The organism is Flavobacterium sp. B167r, assembly GCF_056824315.1.
In genome coordinates, this window is the sequence record NZ_CP124859.1 from 614,787 (window position 1) to 635,071 (window position 20,285).

Below are 20,285 nucleotides of genomic sequence, written 5' to 3' on the forward strand. Positions count from 1 at the left end.
AAGCTCTCTCTTAAATAAGTAATTTTATTCCATACTTATCTAAACTCAATAGTGAGGCACATTCTTTCCTCCAAATAAAAATGTAGAGAAGAAATCATAAAACCTTTCGAATAACTTTTTCATAATAGTGTATTTTTTAATTGTTAAACATTAAATAAACACCAATAAAAAGAGTAAACCTGAAAGTTATAATAGATGTGGGATTAGTTTTACTAAGTTACAAAAATATATTTAAGTCAAAAAGACTTTAAGATAATTTTATTAACATACAACCTGTTTATCAACACATTAATCCGACTAAAGTCTATTATACTTAATATTTTCCATTATTTCGACCAACTCTTCCTGAACCGAAATTCCTTTATCTGCTAAATACCATAACTGCAAATCGGTTTTTATTTTCTCGTCAATAGCACCAACTTCTCTTTTATGTTTTGCCATTAATTCAGTTGCGCCTTTTGGTCTTGGCCCCCAATCAGCACGTACAATTCCAGCTTCTTTACAAATAACAATTATTTTCGGAATTGCTCTTCCGCCATTAGTCAAATAATGGCTCATCAAATCATCATTTTCATCGCGCAATGCAATTCTTAGCTCAATTTTTTTATTGGAAGCCAAAGCCATTTTATTTAAAATTGGAAGAATTTGTGCTGCATCACCACACCAGCCCTCAGAGAGAACTAACCAAATGTAATGATTGTCTAGGTTTTGAAGTTTGTCTGAAACAGTATCTGAAATAGTTATCGTTTTTTCCAGCCTATTCATTCGAGCTTCATTCAATTTAGAATAATTGGTAAGACTTTCAGATTGTTCATTTCCAGTTGATTTTCCTTCAGACAATAAATCGGTTACTATTTTTCTATATTCAACATAAGGATGACTATTGAATAACGCTTTGGCTACGATGCTTTTCATATTTTGTTTTGTTTTTAGGATACAATAAAAATACGAATTTTAGAAAGACGGCGAAATGACATTTATCACATTTAAATCAAGTAACTTTAAAGCCATTTTAAATCTAAAATTGCAACGGCAATTAATTTTTTGCAAACATTATTTTTAAAAATCAGAATATGTCTATATTTGCACAAATTAACGCAACACACACATGAAATATAAAAGAATTCTTCTTAAACTTAGCGGCGAGGCCTTAATGGGTGATTTACAATACGGTATTGACCCGAAAAGACTAGGCGAATATGCAGATGAAATCAAGCAGATTCACGACAAAGGCGTAGAAATTGCTATTGTAATTGGAGGAGGAAATATTTTTAGAGGCGTTGCCGGAGCAAGCGCAGGAATGGACAGAGTGCAAGGAGATTACATGGGAATGCTTGCAACTGTTATCAACGGAATGGCTTTGCAAGGCGCTCTTGAAGATAAAGGAATGAAAACGCGTCTGCAGACAGCTTTGAAAATGGAATCTATTGCAGAACCATACATTAAAAGAAGAGCTGATCGCCACCTTGAAAAAGGCAGAATTGTAATTTTTGGTGCCGGAACTGGAAATCCATATTTTACAACTGATACAGCAGCAGTTTTAAGAGGTATCGAAATCAATGCTGATGTTATCCTTAAAGGAACTCGCGTTGATGGTGTTTACGATTCTGATCCAGAAAAAAATGCTTCTGCAGTAAAATTTGATTTTATTTCTTTTGATGATGTAATCAAAAAAGGATTAAATGTAATGGATACAACTGCATTTACTTTAAGCCAAGAAAATAAACTGCCAATCGTTGTTTTTGATATGAATAAAATCGGAAACCTTTTGAAAATCTGCGCAGGTGAAAATATCGGAACTGTAGTAAGTGTCTAGACTGCTTTGATTGTTAGAATTTTAGACTAAATTCTTAACCGACATTAAAGCAATCTAAAAAACAAAATAATATTAGTTAGTAAATTAGAAGAAACCATTTTTAAAGTCTAAAAATCTAATCTTCTATCCCGAAATTTCGGGACAAAAAATCTAAACAAAATGACTGAAGAAATAGACTTTATTTTAGAAAGTACTGAGGAATCAATGAATGGTACTATTGGACACTTAGAAAAAGAATTTCTTAATATTCGTGCAGGAAAAGCTTCTCCAGCTATGCTTGGAGGTGTTTTTGTAGACTATTATGGATCTGCAACGCCGCTTTCTCAAGTATCTAAAATTAGTGTTCCAGATGCTAGAACAATTACATTACAGCCATTTGAAAAAAATATGCTGCAAGCAATTGAAAAAGCAATTATGATCGCTAACATTGGTTTTAACCCAATGAATAACGGTGATATGGTAATCATCAGCGTACCGCCTTTAACAGAAGAGCGTCGTCGCGATTTAGCTAAACAAGCAAAATCTGAAGCTGAAGATGCTAAAATTGGTATTCGTAATTCTCGCAAGGATGCCAATACCGATATTAAAAAATTAGAAAAAGAAGGAACATCTGAAGACATCTGTAAATCTGCAGAAGAAGAAGTTCAAAACTTAACAAACTCTTTCATCAAAAAAATTGATGAGTTATTGGTTGCAAAAGAAGCTGAAATCATGAAGGTGTAACCCTCAGATTGAGATAAAATAAAAAATCCGTTTGGTTTATTGTACCAGACGGATTTTTTTATTGCTATTTTTGCATACGAAAATTAAATTCTTTTCGTTTCTGAAACTATATCATTCTGTATGAAGCTATTTTGTTTTTTGACTTTGTTTTTTACGCTTACCCTGCAAGCGCAAATTCAAATAAACGGAATCGTAACCGATTCAAACAGCAAACCTCTTCCGTTTGCCACCATTACTACCTCAGAAAACAATAACACTATTACAGATGTTGATGGGAAATTTATTTTCAAAGTTAGTTCTTCTGCAACAACACTTACGATTTCCTATATTGGTTTTCAAACCAAAACAATTGAGCTGCTCAATAGTAAAACTTATTACGCTGTTTCACTTTTGCAGCAAACAGATGACTTAAAAGAAGTTGTTGTTTCTAATGAAAATCCCGCTTTAACAATTATCAGAAAAGTTATTGCCAATAAGTCGACCAACGATCCGCAGAAAAAGCTCAATAATTTTGAGTATAAAACCTATAACAAACTTATTGTAACTGCCAATCCAGATTCTATTGACGGGCGTATTGATACTTCAGCCACATATAAAGATTTAAAAAAGAAAATCATAAATATCGATTCTTCTGATTATAAGTTTAAAGAAATTGTAAGCAAACAGCACTTATTTCAGACCGAAAAAGTTTCTCAATATCAATTTGGAAACAATAAACTGAAAGAAACCGTTTTGGGAACAAAAATCGCTGGTTTCAAACAGCCTATTTACGAAGTTCTAGCTTTCAACCTTCAATCAATTTCTATTTATGATTCTAATTATGAATTGTTTGAAACCAAATATGAAAATCCTATTTCTAAAAATGCGCCTTCAAATTACAATTATAAATTGTTAGATACTGTTAGCGTAAAAGGTCGTGACACGTATATGATTTATTTCAAAAACAAATCAAAACACAGAACTTCTGGCTTAGAAGGGGTTTTATATATCGATAAAGAAAATTTTGCTGTCGCGAAAGCCGTAATGCGTATAAAAGGGGTTTTGGACATCAGCGGGATTCACGAATTTGAATATATTCCGAAAGAAAAAATATGGTTTCAGAGCAATACTACTTTTAAAATTGTAAAAGGTAAAAATGAAGATGATATTCGAATTTTAGGAGGTACGATTCAATTTGATGGAGATGTTGAAGAAAATTTCGAAGCAAGAAAAAAAGTAGCTTCAGATTTTACCTATCTGCTTTCAGAAAGCAATAGTTTTGATGTTCGCGTGAACACCAATAATCCGATAAAAAACCCTTCGCTTTATATCGAAATCAACGACGATGCAGCCAAAAAACCAGAAAGTTTTTGGGAAGCCTATCGAAAGGAAAATCTTGATTTAAAAAGCCAAAAAACATACCAGTTGCTGGACAGTCTTTCTATTCGAAATCGAATTGAAAAACGCTTAGGAATTGGCCGAAAAATCATTAATGGCTTCTATCCGATTGGTCCTGTCGATTTAGATTTGAAAAAAATTATAAGTTACAACAATTACGAAGGTTTCCGAATCGGTATAGGCGGTGTTACAAACGATCGCTTTTCTAAAAATTTTCGTCTTGAAAGCTACACTGCTTACGGAACTAAAGACGGTGTTTTTAAATACAGCGCAGGAGCTGGCGTTCTACTAGACAAACATACCAACACTTGGTTTAATGGTTATTATACCGATGATGTACGAGAAATTGCGAGTACCGTTTTTTCTGTTGACAAACGGGTTTTTAAAATTTACGATCCGCGTCCGATAAACATTAGCACTTTTTACGAATATACAGGATGGCGTGCCAATGTTCAAACAAAATTTATTCCGAAAACCGAAGCCGTTTTAGAACTTTCCAGAAATAATATAGAACCAAAATTTGATTATCTGTATAACTTAAACGGAAAATTGTATTCTAGCTATATCATGACTACGGCAATGCTTTCAATTGTCTGGGCACCTTTTAGCAATTATATGCAGACTCCGACAGGAAGAAATGAAAGCGATAAAAGATTTCCGAGGTTTACGTTTCAGTACACGCAATCTCTGCCGAATGTTTTTGATAATGATTTCACTTTTAGCAAAATAGATTTTAAGGCTGAATACGAAAAACAGTTTTTAAATCGTCAGAAAACAAGTTTGCTTTTACAGGCAGGTTATGCAATGGGCGATGTTCCCATTACGCATTTGTATAACACAGCTCCAAATAATTTAACGAAGGAAACTGTTATTCAGCGTATCACTTTTGCGGGAAGAAATGCTTTTGAAACCATGTATTTTAACGAGTTCTTCTCAAGCCAATATTTGATGTTTCAAATTAAACATGGTTTTGACCGAATTAGAATCATGAAAAAAGTTCGTCCATCATTGGTTTTAGTTACCAGAATGGCTTGGGGAAGTATGGAAAATCCAGAACAGCATGTTGGACCAACTTACAAAGCGCTTGATAAAGGTTTTTTTGAATCGGGAATTGAACTAAACAGAATTTTTAAAGGCATAGGTTTAGGAGGATTCTACAGATACGGGCCAAACCAATTAACGAAATTTGAAGATAATATTGCAGTCAAGATTTCTTATGTGCTTGATTTGGGACTTTAGATTTTAAATTCCAATTTCGTAAACTAGAAAATCTCAAATTCCAAATTCTAATTTTTGAACATAAAAACTTTATCAAAGTTCTTCATAATTCACAATAAAAAATCCCAAACTCCAACAGCAAATTGGAATTTGGGATTTTATTTATTTTGAAAATTTAAACCTTTATGGTTTCAGAATCAAAACTGATGGCGAATTATTCAACCAGATACTTTGCGATTCTATTAATTTTTTCCAGCTGTCTAAACTTATAATCATTAAATCCTGACTTTCTAAAAATTCTTTTTTTAATGTTCTGTCATTCATAATCATAATGTGATTTGGCGCAATCTGCTCGATAGAACGAATTGTTTCCTGAATTTCTCTCGTATTTTTCACTTCTCCGCCAGCATCTAAAACCGTAATCTGAGCGCCATTATTATTGATTAGTTTTTTAGCATATTCAATTAAAAAAGCATCTTCTTTACTAAAAACAGGCATCAAAACTTGATTGACTTCTTCGAAATCTTTATCAATAAAGATTCCGACTGGCATTTTAGATTTTGTAATAATATGACGCGTTCTTTCATCAAAAGGAGAATTTTCAAACAAACCTTCTTTTCCTGTAAACTTGTCAATCAAACGATCTGGATTTACAATTCGAGTTGTGAAACCAAGAATTTTCCCTAGCAAAGTTCCGTCAAAAATAGATTGCCCTAAACCAACCAGCAACAAATCATATTCTCCTTGATTTGCTGTATCAATTATATCCGAATCAATATCATTAGATACCTTAAATAAACTCACCATATTTTGGTTCAGCGATTGTGATTCTTCAATTACTGGAACAAGCATTTTTTTCTCGTGTTCTTTCACATCAAAAGAATGCACTTCTGTACTTAAAGACAAATGCATCGCCGTTACAATCGAATTATCTGGTTGCTTTTTAACCAAACTATTGGCAATTTTAAGTAGTTTTTTGCCTTTTTCTGGCGTTGCAAACGAAAGTAAAATCTTGTATTTGCTTTTGGTTCCAATTTCCTCCGGAACGGCAGTCTCTTTATCTTTAAAAATAAAACCGATGAAATCTAAAGCTGGACCTGTCATAAAAGTAGTTACCAATGCCATAATTACCATCATCGTAAAAATTTCTGTTGATAATACTCCAAGATCGTAACCTATATTTAAAACCACCAATTCCATTAAACCTCTAGTATTCATTAAGGCACCAATAGCTAAACTATCTTTCCAATTTTGCCCCATAAATTTAGCTGCCAAAGCACTTCCGAAGAATTTACCAACTACGGCAACCAAAATGATTAAACCTGTAATTTTCCATAATTCAGGATCATTCAATAATCCGATTTGTGTACGCAAACCAGTGAAAACGAAAAATAATGGCAAAAGAACAATAATCGAAACGTCTTCAACTTTTTCAATAAATATATTTCTGAATTTATTGTTTTCTGGCATAATCGCTCCAGCAAGAAAAGCTCCGAACAAAGCATGAATTCCAATTAACTCAGATGCATAGGCAGAAATTAAAAGCGTGATAAAGAAAATCGCAACGACAGGTTTATTTAAACTTTCGCGCGTCGCATTTAAATCTCCAACTCTTTTTAAGAACGGGCGAACGATTTTCAGCATGATAATTACATACAAAATCGCCATTCCGATAACATAAAGCGAACTTGCAAACGAACCTGCTTTTACAATTGCAATAACAACTGCCAAAATACACCAAGCCGTAATATCATCTGCAGCCGCACAAGTAATCGCAATGGTTCCTAATTTTGTTTTCTGCATTCCGCGTTCTTGAACAATTCTAGCCAACACCGGAAATGCAGTAATACTCATGGCAATTCCCATAAATAATCCGAAAGAAGAAAACTCAACTCCATCTGGAGCAAAAGTTCCATATATAAAATACGCTAATGTTAACCCTAAAGCGAACGGAATTACGATACTGGCGTGACTTATTACAACAGCATCATGTGCTTTGTTTTTCAGCACTTTCAAATCCAATTCCATACCAATAACAAACATGAAAAGTATCAAACCGATCTGGCTTAAAAACTGCAAATTCCCTAAAGATGCTGCAGGGAATAAAGCTGCTGAAAACTCTGGAAAATACATTCCGACCAAAGATGGTCCTAAAACAATTCCGGCAATCATTTCGCCAATTACAGACGGCTGTCCTATTTTTCTAAAAAACCATCCAAAAAAACGAGCAACTAAAATGATGGTCACAATCTGAGCCAATAAAATAGCCAAAGGATGCTGCAGATTTTCGATCATCGAATGAAGAAAGTCTTTCCAATGATTGCTTTCAACACTCTTCTTTACAATATTACGCCCTACTTCTAATGTAGCACCTTTTGAAATTACCCAATATATAAGCGCAGTAAAACCACCAATAACTGTTACATAGAATACAGAGTTCCTAACGTTATTCATAAATTCATTCTTTAAATTAATTACCGCAAATATCAGTACTGTGAATTTACTGAAAAAGTAATTCACTTGTTAATTTCAACAGCATGTAACAAGTCCGAAAAAAATTGTAATAAGTTTTAGAGTTTCACTTTTTTTACAAAATCGGCACGATAGGTTTCACTTAAAATTAACGTTGCATTTTTATTATTTTCTTCTAAATGATGCAGGACAATTTCGGTATGATTAAAGAATTTTATGGCTTTAACGGCTACGATTTCTTTTTTATTAACTCGGCAGAAATCGGCATCTGGCAATTCGTTTAAAAGTGTATCGAATTTTACATTTTTTAAATTCAAAAAACTTCCATCAGTAAGCAAAACCGTTTTGTCTCGGCTATCGCTGGCGGCAGTTTTTATGTATTGAATTTTATTAAAATACAGCAACGTTTTGCCTTTGTCAGTATTCAGCTGAATGAATTTTTTATCTGAATTTGATTTTTCGAAACGTTCAAAAGCTTTAGTGATTGCTTTTTGCAAACGCTCTAATTTTACTGGTTTTGTAATATAATCTACAGCATCAATATTAAATGCTTCGGCTGCATATTCTTTATACGCCGTACAAAAAATCACCAATTTATCCTGCAGTTTTTCAGCCAGATGCAGTCCGTCGATTCCAGGCATTTCGATGTCAGAAATCAGCAAATCAAAATCTAAATCAGGAATATCAGACAACAATTTTTCAGGATTATTAAATGTTTTTACGATTTCCAGATCAGGAATCTGTTCGCAAAGCATTTTTAGGTACGTTAATCCGGGAAGTTCATCGTCCAGAAGCAAGCATTTCAGTTTTGTATTCAAGTAAATCAATTTTTAGATGAGCAATATAAACATCGTTTTCTACAAATCTTTCAAGTTTGAAATTATTCTTATAAATAATGCGAAGACGATGTTCTAGCGTTGCATGGCCAAAACCGCTTCGTTCTTTTTTCAGCACTTTTTTATCGGAGATTTTGTTTGAAACCGTCATAAAAAAAGCGTTGTTTTTAAACTCGAAAACTACCGAAATAAAAGCATCTGCGCTTTGAAGATCGGCATGTTTGAAAGCATTTTCAATTAAATCGATCGAAATTAAAGGCGCCAACAAAGGCTGATCGTATAATTTATCTTCTTCGTTGATATTCGTTTTGACTTTCAGCTCAAAAAGCGGACTGATTTTAATTTTATTGATTTCGATTAAATTCAATGCAAAATCAATTTCTTCTTTAGCCGTTACAAACTTTTTTTTGCTTTCGTATAAAATATAGTCCAAAACATTCGCCAGTTTATCCAAAGCAAAATAAGTCTGATATGCATGCGACTGAATCGAATTTAGAATATTCTTAAACAAATGCGGATTCAATTTTGATTCTAAATTTTCTAATTGCAAGTCGTTTACTTTTGCTTCTAAAGCATAGAAACTTTGTTCTGCATTCTCTTTTGACTTTTTTGATTGCATTAATTGATATATCAAAATGCAGATAATGACAATTAAAAGCAAAAGAATTGCTAAGAAAATAAAAGTTGTAGTATCATTTTGTTGCATCGTTGCTTGTTTGTTTTTTAGTTCAAATCACAATAACAGATTTTTTTTACTATAAATTACTTGCAAATATGAGAAAAGCTGACGACTAAACGGCAAAAAGCAAGTAAATTATAGTGCTTTTAGAGAAGATATATTTTGTGTTAACATAAAGTAAAATAGAACGGAATATTTATGATTTCGAGCACTTTTCACTACATTTGCATCCATTTTTTAAAGATGTTATGAAAAACGCTATTAAAGTTGGATTTTGGGAAAAACTTGCCCGAATCATACTTAAAAACAGAATTACAATTCTGGTTATACTTTCTGCTTTAACTATTTTCTTTGGTTATCAGTGGAAAAATCTTGCCATGACTTATACAGAAGCTAACCTGCTTCCGAAAGATCATATTGCGAATAAAGATTATCAAAAATTCCTTGACAAATTTGGCGAGGAAGGAAATCTGATCGTTATTGGTTTTAAAGACCCAAAATTCTTTACTCCAAAAAACTACGCAGCTTGGAATGAATTGATGACAGGTTTGAAGAAATCTAAAGAAGTTGATTTAGTGGTTTCTCTTAACGATTTGAAAAAACTAGAAAAAGACACTGTTAACGAAAAATTTGTTTTATCGCCGTTTATCGATCAAAGCAAAGTTTTAGATCCTGCGTATTTAAAAACTGTTCAGTATGAATTGTTTCATAATTTACCTTTTTACGAAGGATTATTATTTAACAAAGAAAGCGGAAGTATTCGTTCTGCGATTTACATCAACAAAAATCTGGTAAACACCGCAAACAGAAAAACTTTTATTCTTGAAAATCTGGTTCCGAAAATCGATAAATTCGAAAAAACAACTGGAATTGACTTGAAAGTTTCAGGAATGCCGTACATCAGAACGATCAATGCAGATAACATGAAAGGCGAAATCGGACTTTTCATCGGAGCTTCTTTATTGACAGTTTCATTGATTTTCTTTTTCTTCTTCCGTTCGTTTAGAGCAACTTTCATTTCGATTGTTATTTTAATTGTCGGCGTAACTTGGTCATTTGGAACATTGGGATTATTCGGATATAAAATCACGATTTTAACGGCAATTATTCCGCCGCTGATTATCGTAATCGGAATTACAAACTGTATTTTCCTGATTAATAAATATCAGCAAGAAATCAAAATTCATAACAATCAGGCAAAAGCGTTACAGCGTGTTATTTCAAAAATCGGACATTCGACTTTCATGACCAATTTAACAGCTGCAATTGGTTTTGCAACTTTGATGATTACAGGAAACGAATTGCTTTTTGAATTCGGATTAGTAACTTCTATCAACGTGCTTTCTGTTTATACTTTGACACTTTTTATCGTGCCAATTATTTACAGTTTTATGCCATTGCCAAAAGCGAAACATTTATATCACTTAGATAAAACTTATATTTCGACACTTTTAAATACAGTTACAAGCATTGTAAAAGGTAAAAAGACAATCGTTTATTGCATTTACGCTGTTCTATTTATTGTAAGTTTAAATGGAATTAGGCAAATGAAAGTTTCTGGAAGTTTGATTGGCGAAATGCCAAAAAGCGCTTCTTTCTTTAAAGATATTTTATTTTACGAAAAAGAATTTAACGGAGTAATGCCTCTTGAAATTATGGTCGACACCAAAAAGAAAAAAGGTGTTATGAAGGCTTCGACTATTCGTAAAATGGATGAATTGCAGAATACCATTTCTGAAATTCCAGAATTAGCAAAACCAGTTTCTGTGGTAAATTTGGTAAAATATTCTAAACAGGCTTTCTACAACGGAAACCCAGAATATTACCAATTGCCGACTTCGCAAGAGCAAACTTTTATTTTGAGTTATGCTAAAAATGCGACAAAAAACAGTAAAGAAAATCTAATGAAAGCTTACGTTGATTCGACTGGACAATATGCTAGAATCACAACTTTCATGAAAGATATCGGAACAGATGAAATGGCGAAAGTAGAAGGAAAACTTCGTAAAAAAATCGATGAAATTTTCCCGAAAGACCGTTTTGAAGTTACGATTACAGGAAAAGCTTTAGTTTTTCAGAAAGGAACAACGTATTTGGCGCACAACTTAATCGAATCGTTGCTTTTTGCAATTATGACGATTGCATTTTTGATGCTGTACTTATTCCGTTCTTTCAAAATGGTATTGGCTTCTTTGATTACGAATATTTTACCGCTTTGTATTACTTCTGGATTAATGGGTTATTTCGGAATTCCGTTAAAGCCATCAACGATTTTGGTATTCAGTATCGCTTTCGGAATCTCGGTTGATAATGCGATTCAGTTTATGGCGAAATACAAAGATGAGCTGACTCAAAATAAAGGAAAAGTAAAAAAATCTGTTTTCAGCGCTTTAAGAGAAACTGGAGTAAGTACTTTTTATACTTCTATCGTTTTGATTTTAGGTTTTGCGACTTTCACCTTATCAAGCTTCAGCGGAACGATTGCTTTAGGAGGATTAATTTCTTGTACTTTGGTTTTTGCAATGTTTGCTAACTTGGTGGTTCTGCCTTCTTTGGTTTTGACTTTTGAAAAGAAGAAAACTAAGAAAGAGGAATTAGAGAATAATTTGGGGGAGTAATAGTTTTTTTTGCCAATAGTTTCACGAACTAGCACGAATTGAATTAAAAATAAAGAATGGAATCAAAACTTAATATTACTGAATTCAAAAATCGACTCAAAGAAAATACGGTAATTGGAAATCCAAAACTAAAATTAATTAGTCCATTTAGTTTATTCAGAATATTTGGAGATTCTTCAGAGCATTTTTACGGAAATTTTGATGATTCAACATTTCGCTTAACAACGAATTCAGTTGTTTCTCTAACATATTTCATTATTAAGGGCAGTTATAAAACAGAAAACAGAACATTAATTATTAATTATACGATTGAACCTACACATAAATTTCAGGAAATTTGGCTAAAATATTATCCGCTTGTTGCATTTATATTGTTCAACTCAATATTTATCAGCCAAGAAGAATTTCCTTTACAAGTATATGTAATTTTTAATTTGCTCATTGTCTTTTCAATATTTCTAACAAGGCGGATTCCTAAGAGAAAAAGGAGAAATTTAGAAAAGAAATTTACTGAAACATTTGAGATTATAGTTCAATAACACACCTATATTTCCATAATATTGTCATTTCGACGAAGAAGAAATCTCCGCAAGTAGCTTAGCTCCGCACAGTAATCCCTAAGTTTGTCGAGTTTCTTATAGAGATTTCTCCTTCGTCGAAATGACAAAAATGGGCATAAAACAAAACACGTAGTAAAAAAAATTCATCTTTTGAAACCTAATGCCCTAGCCCTGATAGAAGCGGCATCCTTTTTCTTGCTCCTTTAGCAAGAAAAAGATATAGCTGATAGCAGGAAACAGCTTCAAAAATTAATTAATATCGTTTATATTTGCAATTCGATATAAAAAACAATGATTTTTTTTAATCTAAAATCTCCCGAAGCTTCGGGACTAAAAATCTAAAATTAAAATGAAACACACAAAGGTTAAAGACTTATTAAACAGTACGACGACGCTACAGGAAGTGAATGCAAAAGGATGGGTGAGAACTTTTAGAAATAATCAGTTCATCGCGCTTAATGACGGTTCTACAATTAATAATATTCAATGTGTTGTTGATTTTGAAAATACTCCAGAGGAGACTTTAAAAAGAATCACGACTGGAGCTGCAGTTTCTGTAATTGGAACTTTGGTTGAAAGTAAAGGTGCGGGTCAGAAATATGAAATTCAGGTTTCTAAAATTGAGATTTTAGGAGATTCTGATGCAGAGAAATTTCCAATGCAGCCTAAAAAACACTCTTTAGAATTTTTACGTGAAAACGCTCACTTGCGTGTACGTACAAATGCTTTTGGTGCAATTATGCGTGTTCGCTCGGTATTGTCTTATGCGGTTCATAGCTATTTCCAGCAAAAAGGTTTCGTGTACGTAAACACGCCAATTATTACTGGAGCTGATGCTGAAGGTGCTGGAGAAATGTTCCAAGTAACTTCTTTGCCACTTGAGAATTTGCCAAAAAATGAAGAAGGAAACATCGATTTCAAAAAAGATTTCTTCGGAAAACATACAAATTTAACCGTTTCTGGACAACTAGAAGGAGAAACTTTTGCAATGGCTTTGGGTCAGATTTATACTTTTGGACCAACATTTAGAGCAGAAAACTCAAACACTTCTCGTCACTTGGCAGAATTCTGGATGATCGAGCCTGAGGTTGCTTTCAATGACCTTGATGACAACATGGATTTGGCGGAAGATTTTATTCAGTATGTTATTAAATATGCTTTAGACCACTGTCAGGATGATTTGAAATTCTTAGAGGGAAGACTTCTTGAAGAAGAAAAATCTAAACCACAGGCAGAAAGAAGCGAAATGCCGTTGTTAGAAAAACTAAATTTCGTTTTAGAAAACAACTTCAAACGTGTTTCTTATACGGAAGCAATTGATATTTTAAGAGATTCAACTCCAAATAAAAAGAAGAAATTCCAATATATCATCAACGAATGGGGAGCTGATTTACAATCAGAACACGAGCGTTATTTAGTGGAAAAACACTTTAAATGTCCGGTAATTTTATTTGATTACCCGGCAAACATTAAAGCATTTTACATGCGTTTGAATGACAACACAGAACCAGGAAGAGAAACAGTTCGTGCAATGGACATCCTTTTCCCTGGAATTGGAGAAATCGTTGGGGGTTCTGAAAGAGAAGAGCGTTATGATGTTCTTGTTCAGAAAATGGAAGCTCTTGGAATTGATAAAGAAGAATTATATTGGTATTTAGACACAAGAAGATTCGGTTCTGCAACACACGCAGGTTTCGGTTTAGGATTTGAGCGTTTGGTATTGTTTGTAACTGGAATGACAAACATTAGAGATGTAATTCCTTTCCCAAGAACTCCTGGAAGTGCTGAATTCTAAGACACGGTTTATTGCCACAAAGGCACAAAGACACTAAGTTTTTTTAAAAACTGATTAAGACTCAAAAAAAATTAAAATAATACCACGAAGACACAAACTCAAAGTATTATTTTATTATTTAGGAATATTTAAAAGCTTTCAAAAAAACTTTGCGCCTTTGTGCCTTCGTGGCAAAACCATAAAAAACATGCTCTCTGAAAGAACTGAAGAAATTGGAAAAATAATTGTAAACTCGGCATTCAAAGTTCATAAACAACTTGGTCCAGGATTATTAGAAAGAGTTTACGAAGTTTGTTTGGCTCACGAAATCACTAAAGCAGGTCTTGATGTAAAACGCCAAGTTGATATTCCGATCTTTTATGATGGAATTGAATTTAGCGAAGGATTAAGATTAGATTTATTAGTTGAAAATTCTATAATTATAGAAATAAAAGCAGTTGAACAAATTAATCCAGTTTGGGAAGCACAAATTATAAGTCAGATAAAATTACTGAACAAAGATTTAGGCTATTTAATTAATTTTAATGTGCCACTAATCAAAAGCGGTATAAGAAGATTTATAAATACGAAGAGAGTATATTAGAATTTTTCGGTAAGACATTGAACGCAAGCAAAAATAAGACTTTGCGACTTAATGGTTAAAAAACAAAAGCCTTCGAGGCAAAATAATAATAAAAAAACTTTGCGCCTTCGCGCCTTAGTGGCAAAAAACATAGCGCCTTATTATGCTAAAGCAATTTTTAAATTTAAAATTATCACAAAAATTATCTCCACAGCAAATTCAGCTGATGAAGTTAATTCAATTGCCTACGCAAGCTTTTGAACAACGTTTATTAGAAGAAATGAACGAAAATCCGGCGCTTGAAGCTGGAAAAGAAGAAGAATACGAAGCTGATGATTACGCTAATGAAGACTACGACGATTATGATGATGCAGAATCTGACAGAATCGAAGCAGACGACATTAACATTGACGAATACTTAAGCGACGATGATACACCTGATTACAAAACTCAGGTAAATAATTACAGTGATGACGAGGAACGCGAAACACCTTTTGCGGCTCCGATTAGTTTTCATCAGGATTTAATCAATCAGCTGAATACTTTTATTTTGAATGATGAAGAGCGCGAAATCGCCGAATTCTTAGTAGGAAGCATTGACGACATGGGTTATATCCGCAGAAGCATTCCAGATATTGTTGACGACATGGCTTTTACTCAGGGAATTTATACTGATGAAGCAATGGTCGAGAAAATGATGACTGTGATTCACGAATTAGAGCCTTCTGGAGTTGGCGCGCGTGACTTGCAGGAATGTTTATTATTGCAATTAAAACACAAAACACCAACTGAATATGTTGATTTAGCGATTGACATTATCGAAAATCAGTTTGATGCTTTTACGAAGAAACATTACGATAAATTATTACAGAAATACAGCATTTCGAACGAACAGCTTAAAAAAGCCATTCACGAAATTGAGCGTTTGAATCCGAAACCGGGTGGTTCTTTTACAGGAAACAACAAAGTAACGGAGAATATCGTTCCAGACTTTGCAATCAGAATTGTAGATGGCGAATTAGAACTGACTTTAAACGGCCGTAATGCTCCTTCTCTGCACGTTTCTAAAGATTATCAAGAAATGATGCAGACGTATAAAGAATCTCGTGATAAATCGACTGCGCAGAAAGATGCAGTTCAGTTTATCAAACAAAAACTGGATTCTGCAAAATGGTTTATCGATGCGATTAGACAGCGTCAGGAAACTCTTTTTGTAACGATGAATGCAATCATGCATTATCAAGAAGAATATTTCTTAGACGGCGACGAAACCAAACTAAAACCAATGATCTTAAAAGACATTGCGGACATGGTTGGTTTAGATATTTCGACAATCTCGCGTGTAGCCAACAGTAAATATGTTGAAACACCATACGGAACAAAACTGATTAAAGAATTCTTCTCTGAAGCCATGAAAAATGATCAAGGAGAAGATGTTTCGACTCTTGAAATCAAAAAAATTCTTCAAAACACAATTGAAGAAGAAGACAAGAGAAAACCGCTTCCAGACGATCAATTAGCCGAAATCTTAAAAGAGAAAGGTTACCCTATTGCGAGAAGAACAATTGCTAAATACCGCGAACAGCTTGATATTCCGGTAGCGCGAATGAGAAAGAAGATTTAATTTTCTTTTATAAAACCATATAAGAAATATAAGTTCATTTAAATAAAAAGAACCCGACAAATTTCGTTTGTCGGGTTTCTTTTTATTTGTCGTTTGTCATTCCGTTAGGAATGTTTTGTCGGTAAAAAAACAAATCAGATTATGATTATACGTTACTTAGGAACGTTTGATAAATGATATTGTTTCCAAAAAATCAGGTGTCCCTACAGGACACAACGCAAAAATCCTAATACTTTTCTACCGACGAAACATTCCTAGCGGAATGATTGATATTTTATAAAAACAAAACCCGACAGATTTTAAAAAACTGTCGGGTTTAATTTTATATCAATAAACCTAAATTTATTTGTATTGATCTGGCTGAATCGTCACATCAAATAAAAATACGCTTTTTTTATCGCTGTAATGATAAATTAGCGTATAATCATTATCTCTAAAAACTTTTAAGCCAGGATTTGCTTTTGCTGTACTGATAAGACTTTTTTTAATTTCTTCCTGAATCACATTTACCTCAGCAGTTTCTTTTGCGACATTCAATAAAGTCAAATTGTACTGAACTACTCTTTCTTCCGGAAGGCTCACGCTATCTAAACGCATTCCTTCTTGAATATTTAGCGGACAGCTTTTATTATATTTTGCGACTAATTCTTTAACTTCATTATTTACTTTATCAGCGTTCTTGCCAAGGTAAAACTGAAAATATGCCACTAAAGCAACCGCAATTGCAATCAATATCAACAATAAAATATTCTGTTTTCTCATACTTTGCATTTTTATTAAAAGGCTTTACAAATGGAATTTAAATTTATTTTTCCTGATTTTTTTTCATGGCATTAAAATACGCTGCACGGCTAAGTGGCTCATATTCTTCAGTTTCGCCAAGCATAACCAATTTATCATTCGCAGTTTTTCTAAAACTATAATTGGCTAAGTTTCCAGTTCGTGTGCAAACGGCATGAACTTTCGTTACATATTCAGCAGTTGCCATAAGTCCTGGCATTGGGCCAAACGGATTTCCTTTAAAATCCATATCCAATCCAGCCACAATTACACGAATTCCTTGGTTTGCTAAATCATTGCAAACGGTAATAATTTCATCATCAAAAAACTGAGCTTCATCAATACCGATTACATCGCATCCTTGAGCTAAAATCAATATGTTAGCTGCTGCAGGAACGGGTGTAGAACGAATTTCGTTGGCATCATGAGACACGACCATTTCGTCATGATAACGGGTATCAATAGCAGGTTTAAAGATTTCGACTCTTTGTTTGGCAAATTGGGCGCGCTTTAATCTACGGATCAGCTCTTCGGTTTTACCCGAAAACATTGATCCACAAATAACTTCAATCCAACCAAATTGTTCTTTGTGATTTACTGTATTTTCGAGAAACATTTTGTATTTTTCTACCTTTAAAGATGAATAGTTTTTATTACTTTGTACTGGCAATAAATTGATGTAAAAATGTGCTGTTTTACATTTTTTCAAAAGTAGAAAATTTTTATCAAACCTTAAATTCGCGACAGCGTATTAACAGAAATAAAAAATTATCTTTTGAATTTAAATCAGAATAAAGACATTCAGACATCAAATACACTAAAATACCTTATTCACTATAATTTTCAACAGTTATGAAAAAAAAATTGGAAGCTGATTTAATCAGCATTGCACATCGAATTTTAAAACTTAAAAACAAATCCGATATCAATCAATTGTACCTTGAAACTCAGAAATTATATGAGAAATTAGCCGTATTAAAATTTGTTGAAGAAAATTTCGATTCTGCAAAACCAACCATAGGACAAAGTGATATTGCTTCTGAATTGGAAACCATTTTCGAAAAAGGAGAAGAAATTATTCCTGCAATAATTGAAAATGAAGCTCCAACTCCTGAGACAGTAATTGCGCTTGAAGAATCTTACGAGCCTGAAATTTCAGAAGAAAAACCAGCAGAAACTGTTGAACCAATTATTGAAATTGAAGAGGTAATAATCGAAAAAACTCCTCAACCTATCGTTGCTGAAATTGAAGAAGCAGTCATTGAAGAACCAATTGTCGAAGAAATTATTGAGCCAATTGCTGAAAAGGTAGAAGAAACAGAAAAACCTATTGATGATCTTTCGTTTACAACTGTCAGCGAATTGAAACCAATTCCGGATTTCAAACCTGCTTTTGAATTGGAAACAGAACCGATCAAAGAAGAAATAAAAGAAGAGCCAAAACCGCAAACTTCTCCAATGCCTACTATTTTGTTTGAAGATTTCGGTATTAATTATGCCGATGCACAGTTTGTAAAAGTAGACAGTTTTGAAGCTGTTCCGCCAGTTCAAGCGCCTTCAATCAATGATTTTAAAGAAACTAAAAAAGTAGAAACTGCCATTCTTGAAACTCCTGCACAACCAAAATCGGTAAGTTTAAACGATAAACTAGCAAGAGGTTTTCATATTGATCTAAATGACAGAATTGCTTTTACTAAAAACCTTTTTGGCAATAGCACAGAAGATTATAGCCGCGTTTTAAACCAATTATTAACTTTTGATTCTTATGAAGAAGTAAAAGATTTTATTGAAAACATGGTAAAACCTGATTACAATAATTGGGAAGGAAAAGACGATTATGCAGATCGTTTTATGGGAATTATCGAGAAAAAATTCTTGTAACATTTCATTTTCACAATTTAAATTTCACATTTTCACGAATAAAAAATATGTCAAAATTATATATCGTTCCAACGCCGATTGGCAATCTTGAAGACATGACTTTTAGAGCCATTAGGGTTTTGAAAGAAGTCGATTTGATTTTGGCGGAAGACACACGCACAAGCGGAAAATTGTTGAAGCATTTTGAAATTGACACGCACATGCACAGCCATCACATGCACAACGAACATAAAACCACTGAGAATTTAATTGCTCGTTTGAAAGCTGGCGAAACTATCGCTTTGATTTCGGACGCTGGAACTCCAGCTATTTCAGATCCTGGATTTTTATTGACGCGCGCTTGCGTTGAAAATAAAATTGAGGTAGAATGTCTGCCTGGCGCAACGGCTTTTGTTCCCGCTCTCGTAAACAGCGGATTACCTAATGATCGTTTTATTTTTGAAGGTTTTCTTCCGGAGAAAAAAGGGCGCCAGACTCGTTTTTTGGCTTTAGCCGAAGAAACCAGAACCATGATTTTATACGTTTCTCCGCATAAACTCGTTAAAACTTTAGCAGAATTTATTCAGTATTTTGGAGAAGACAGACAGGTTTGCGTTTCGCGTGAATTGTCAAAAATGCATGAAGAAAACGTTCGTGGAACTGCTAAAGAAGTTTTAGCCCATTTCGAAAAAATAGCACCGCGAGGAGAAATCGTTGTGGTTGTAGCTGGAAAAACAATAGAAAAAGAAGCCAAAAAAAGTAAGTATTCAAAAGACGAAGAAGAATAAATAATTATTTCAGCCACAGATTAAAATGATTATTCAGATTTAAAAAATGAACCACAAATTTCACAAATTTTCACAAATTAAATTAGCGGAAATTTGTGAAATTTGCGGTTAAAAAAATCATTGAAATCATTTTAATCTGCGGCAAAAAAACAAACCAACAATATGAGCATTCAAGCCTTTTTAGAAAAAGTAAAACAAACTCCAACACAAATCACATTTCCTGAAACTATTGCAGTAATTGAAGAAAACTACAACTTTACTCCAACTGCTTTTCAAAACGGAACACAACATAACGCAGCAGGCGAAAATTCAGGTTCTTGCAAATTATTTTCTTTCGCAAAATTGCAAAACTTAAGCAAAGAGGAAACTTTAGCTTGTTTTGGCGCTTTTTATTTTGAAGAAGTTTTAGGTGATTCAAACGGAACAAATCACCAAAACATTAGAAATTTCATCAACTTAGGTTGGGATGGAATTCAGTTTGAAGGAAATGCTTTAGAAGCAAAATAATTCTATTTAAGATTTTTGATTAACGGTTTTTGATTTCAGATCTTAAAATCAAGTACTTTAAGATCATCTA

Annotated in this window: 17 protein-coding genes; 11 read left to right on the forward strand and 6 right to left on the reverse strand. The window is 33.3% G+C overall.

Translation table 11 applies throughout. The features are described 5' to 3' along the window. Window positions 1-297 precede the first annotated feature (297 nt). Entirely contained in the window at window positions 298-915 is a 618-nt protein-coding gene (locus QLQ96_RS02960; RefSeq protein ID WP_482494538.1) for a thioredoxin family protein, read from the reverse strand. A 193-nt stretch (window positions 916-1,108) separates the two neighbouring features. On the opposite strand from QLQ96_RS02960, the gene pyrH reads away from it, so the two are divergent. From pyrH to QLQ96_RS02975, 3 genes are all read left to right on the forward strand, one after another. Then, a complete protein-coding gene (pyrH, locus tag QLQ96_RS02965; protein ID WP_482494540.1) occupies window positions 1,109-1,816 on the forward strand; it encodes a UMP kinase in 708 nt (235 codons plus the stop codon). Between the two features lie 159 nt (window positions 1,817-1,975). Continuing rightward, window positions 1,976-2,539: a ribosome recycling factor gene (frr, locus tag QLQ96_RS02970; protein WP_482494542.1), complete on the forward strand. Its 564-nt coding sequence runs from the start codon at window positions 1,976-1,978 to the stop codon at window positions 2,537-2,539. Between the two features lie 120 nt (window positions 2,540-2,659). Next, window positions 2,660-5,155 (forward strand): DUF5686 family protein, encoded by a 2,496-nt coding sequence (locus QLQ96_RS02975; protein WP_482494543.1) that lies wholly within the window; start codon window positions 2,660-2,662, stop codon window positions 5,153-5,155. 162 nt (window positions 5,156-5,317) lie between these two features. Here QLQ96_RS02975 and QLQ96_RS02980 read toward each other — a convergent pair whose 3' ends face one another. The 3 genes from QLQ96_RS02980 to QLQ96_RS02990 form a co-directional block, all read right to left on the reverse strand. Further along, the gene (locus QLQ96_RS02980) at window positions 5,318-7,588 is read right to left on the reverse strand and encodes a cation:proton antiporter (protein WP_482494545.1); all 2,271 of its coding nucleotides are present in this window, start codon (window positions 7,586-7,588) and stop codon (window positions 5,318-5,320) included. Window positions 7,589-7,704: 116 nt separating this feature from the next. After that, window positions 7,705-8,424, reverse strand: a complete 720-nt coding sequence (locus QLQ96_RS02985) for a LytR/AlgR family response regulator transcription factor (RefSeq protein ID WP_482494547.1) — start codon at window positions 8,422-8,424, stop codon at window positions 7,705-7,707. Beyond that, the gene (locus QLQ96_RS02990) at window positions 8,387-9,148 is read right to left on the reverse strand and encodes a sensor histidine kinase (protein WP_482494548.1); all 762 of its coding nucleotides are present in this window, start codon (window positions 9,146-9,148) and stop codon (window positions 8,387-8,389) included. The genes QLQ96_RS02985 and QLQ96_RS02990 overlap by 38 nt, the downstream gene beginning before the upstream one ends. Before the next feature lie 221 nt (window positions 9,149-9,369). On the opposite strand from QLQ96_RS02990, the gene QLQ96_RS02995 reads away from it, so the two are divergent. The 5 genes from QLQ96_RS02995 (at window position 9,370) to rpoN (ending at window position 16,280) form a co-directional block, all read left to right on the forward strand. Next, the gene (locus QLQ96_RS02995; protein WP_482494549.1) at window positions 9,370-11,739 is read left to right on the forward strand and encodes an efflux RND transporter permease subunit; all 2,370 of its coding nucleotides are present in this window, start codon (window positions 9,370-9,372) and stop codon (window positions 11,737-11,739) included. Window positions 11,740-11,795: 56 nt separating this feature from the next. Continuing rightward, a complete protein-coding gene (locus QLQ96_RS03000) occupies window positions 11,796-12,278 on the forward strand; it encodes a hypothetical protein (RefSeq protein WP_482494551.1) in 483 nt (160 codons plus the stop codon). A 370-nt stretch (window positions 12,279-12,648) separates the two neighbouring features. Beyond that, a complete protein-coding gene (gene asnS, locus QLQ96_RS03005; protein ID WP_482494552.1) occupies window positions 12,649-14,094 on the forward strand; it encodes an asparagine--tRNA ligase in 1,446 nt (481 codons plus the stop codon). Between the two features lie 187 nt (window positions 14,095-14,281). Further along, a complete protein-coding gene (locus QLQ96_RS03010) occupies window positions 14,282-14,677 on the forward strand; it encodes a GxxExxY protein (RefSeq protein ID WP_482494553.1) in 396 nt (131 codons plus the stop codon). A 142-nt stretch (window positions 14,678-14,819) separates the two neighbouring features. Further along, on the forward strand, window positions 14,820-16,280 hold the full coding sequence (gene rpoN / locus QLQ96_RS03015; RefSeq protein ID WP_482494555.1) for an RNA polymerase factor sigma-54: 1,461 nt from the start codon (window positions 14,820-14,822) through the stop codon (window positions 16,278-16,280). 342 nt (window positions 16,281-16,622) lie between these two features. Here the strand turns inward: rpoN and QLQ96_RS03020 are convergent, their stop codons facing one another. Both QLQ96_RS03020 and QLQ96_RS03025 read right to left on the reverse strand, forming a co-directional pair. Further along, entirely contained in the window at window positions 16,623-17,042 is a 420-nt protein-coding gene (locus QLQ96_RS03020; RefSeq protein WP_482494557.1) for a hypothetical protein, read from the reverse strand. Between the two features lie 43 nt (window positions 17,043-17,085). After that, window positions 17,086-17,676 (reverse strand): thymidine kinase, encoded by a 591-nt coding sequence (locus QLQ96_RS03025; RefSeq protein ID WP_095928508.1) that lies wholly within the window; start codon window positions 17,674-17,676, stop codon window positions 17,086-17,088. Between the two features lie 236 nt (window positions 17,677-17,912). On the opposite strand from QLQ96_RS03025, the gene QLQ96_RS03030 reads away from it, so the two are divergent. The 3 genes from QLQ96_RS03030 (at window position 17,913) to QLQ96_RS03040 (ending at window position 20,215) form a co-directional block, all read left to right on the forward strand. After that, the gene (locus tag QLQ96_RS03030; RefSeq protein WP_482494558.1) at window positions 17,913-18,941 is read left to right on the forward strand and encodes a hypothetical protein; all 1,029 of its coding nucleotides are present in this window, start codon (window positions 17,913-17,915) and stop codon (window positions 18,939-18,941) included. Between the two features lie 47 nt (window positions 18,942-18,988). Further along, the gene (gene rsmI, locus QLQ96_RS03035) at window positions 18,989-19,708 is read left to right on the forward strand and encodes a 16S rRNA (cytidine(1402)-2'-O)-methyltransferase (RefSeq protein ID WP_482494560.1); all 720 of its coding nucleotides are present in this window, start codon (window positions 18,989-18,991) and stop codon (window positions 19,706-19,708) included. Between the two features lie 162 nt (window positions 19,709-19,870). Continuing rightward, on the forward strand, window positions 19,871-20,215 hold the full coding sequence (locus tag QLQ96_RS03040; protein ID WP_482494562.1) for a HopJ type III effector protein: 345 nt from the start codon (window positions 19,871-19,873) through the stop codon (window positions 20,213-20,215). Window positions 20,216-20,285 lie beyond the last annotated feature (70 nt).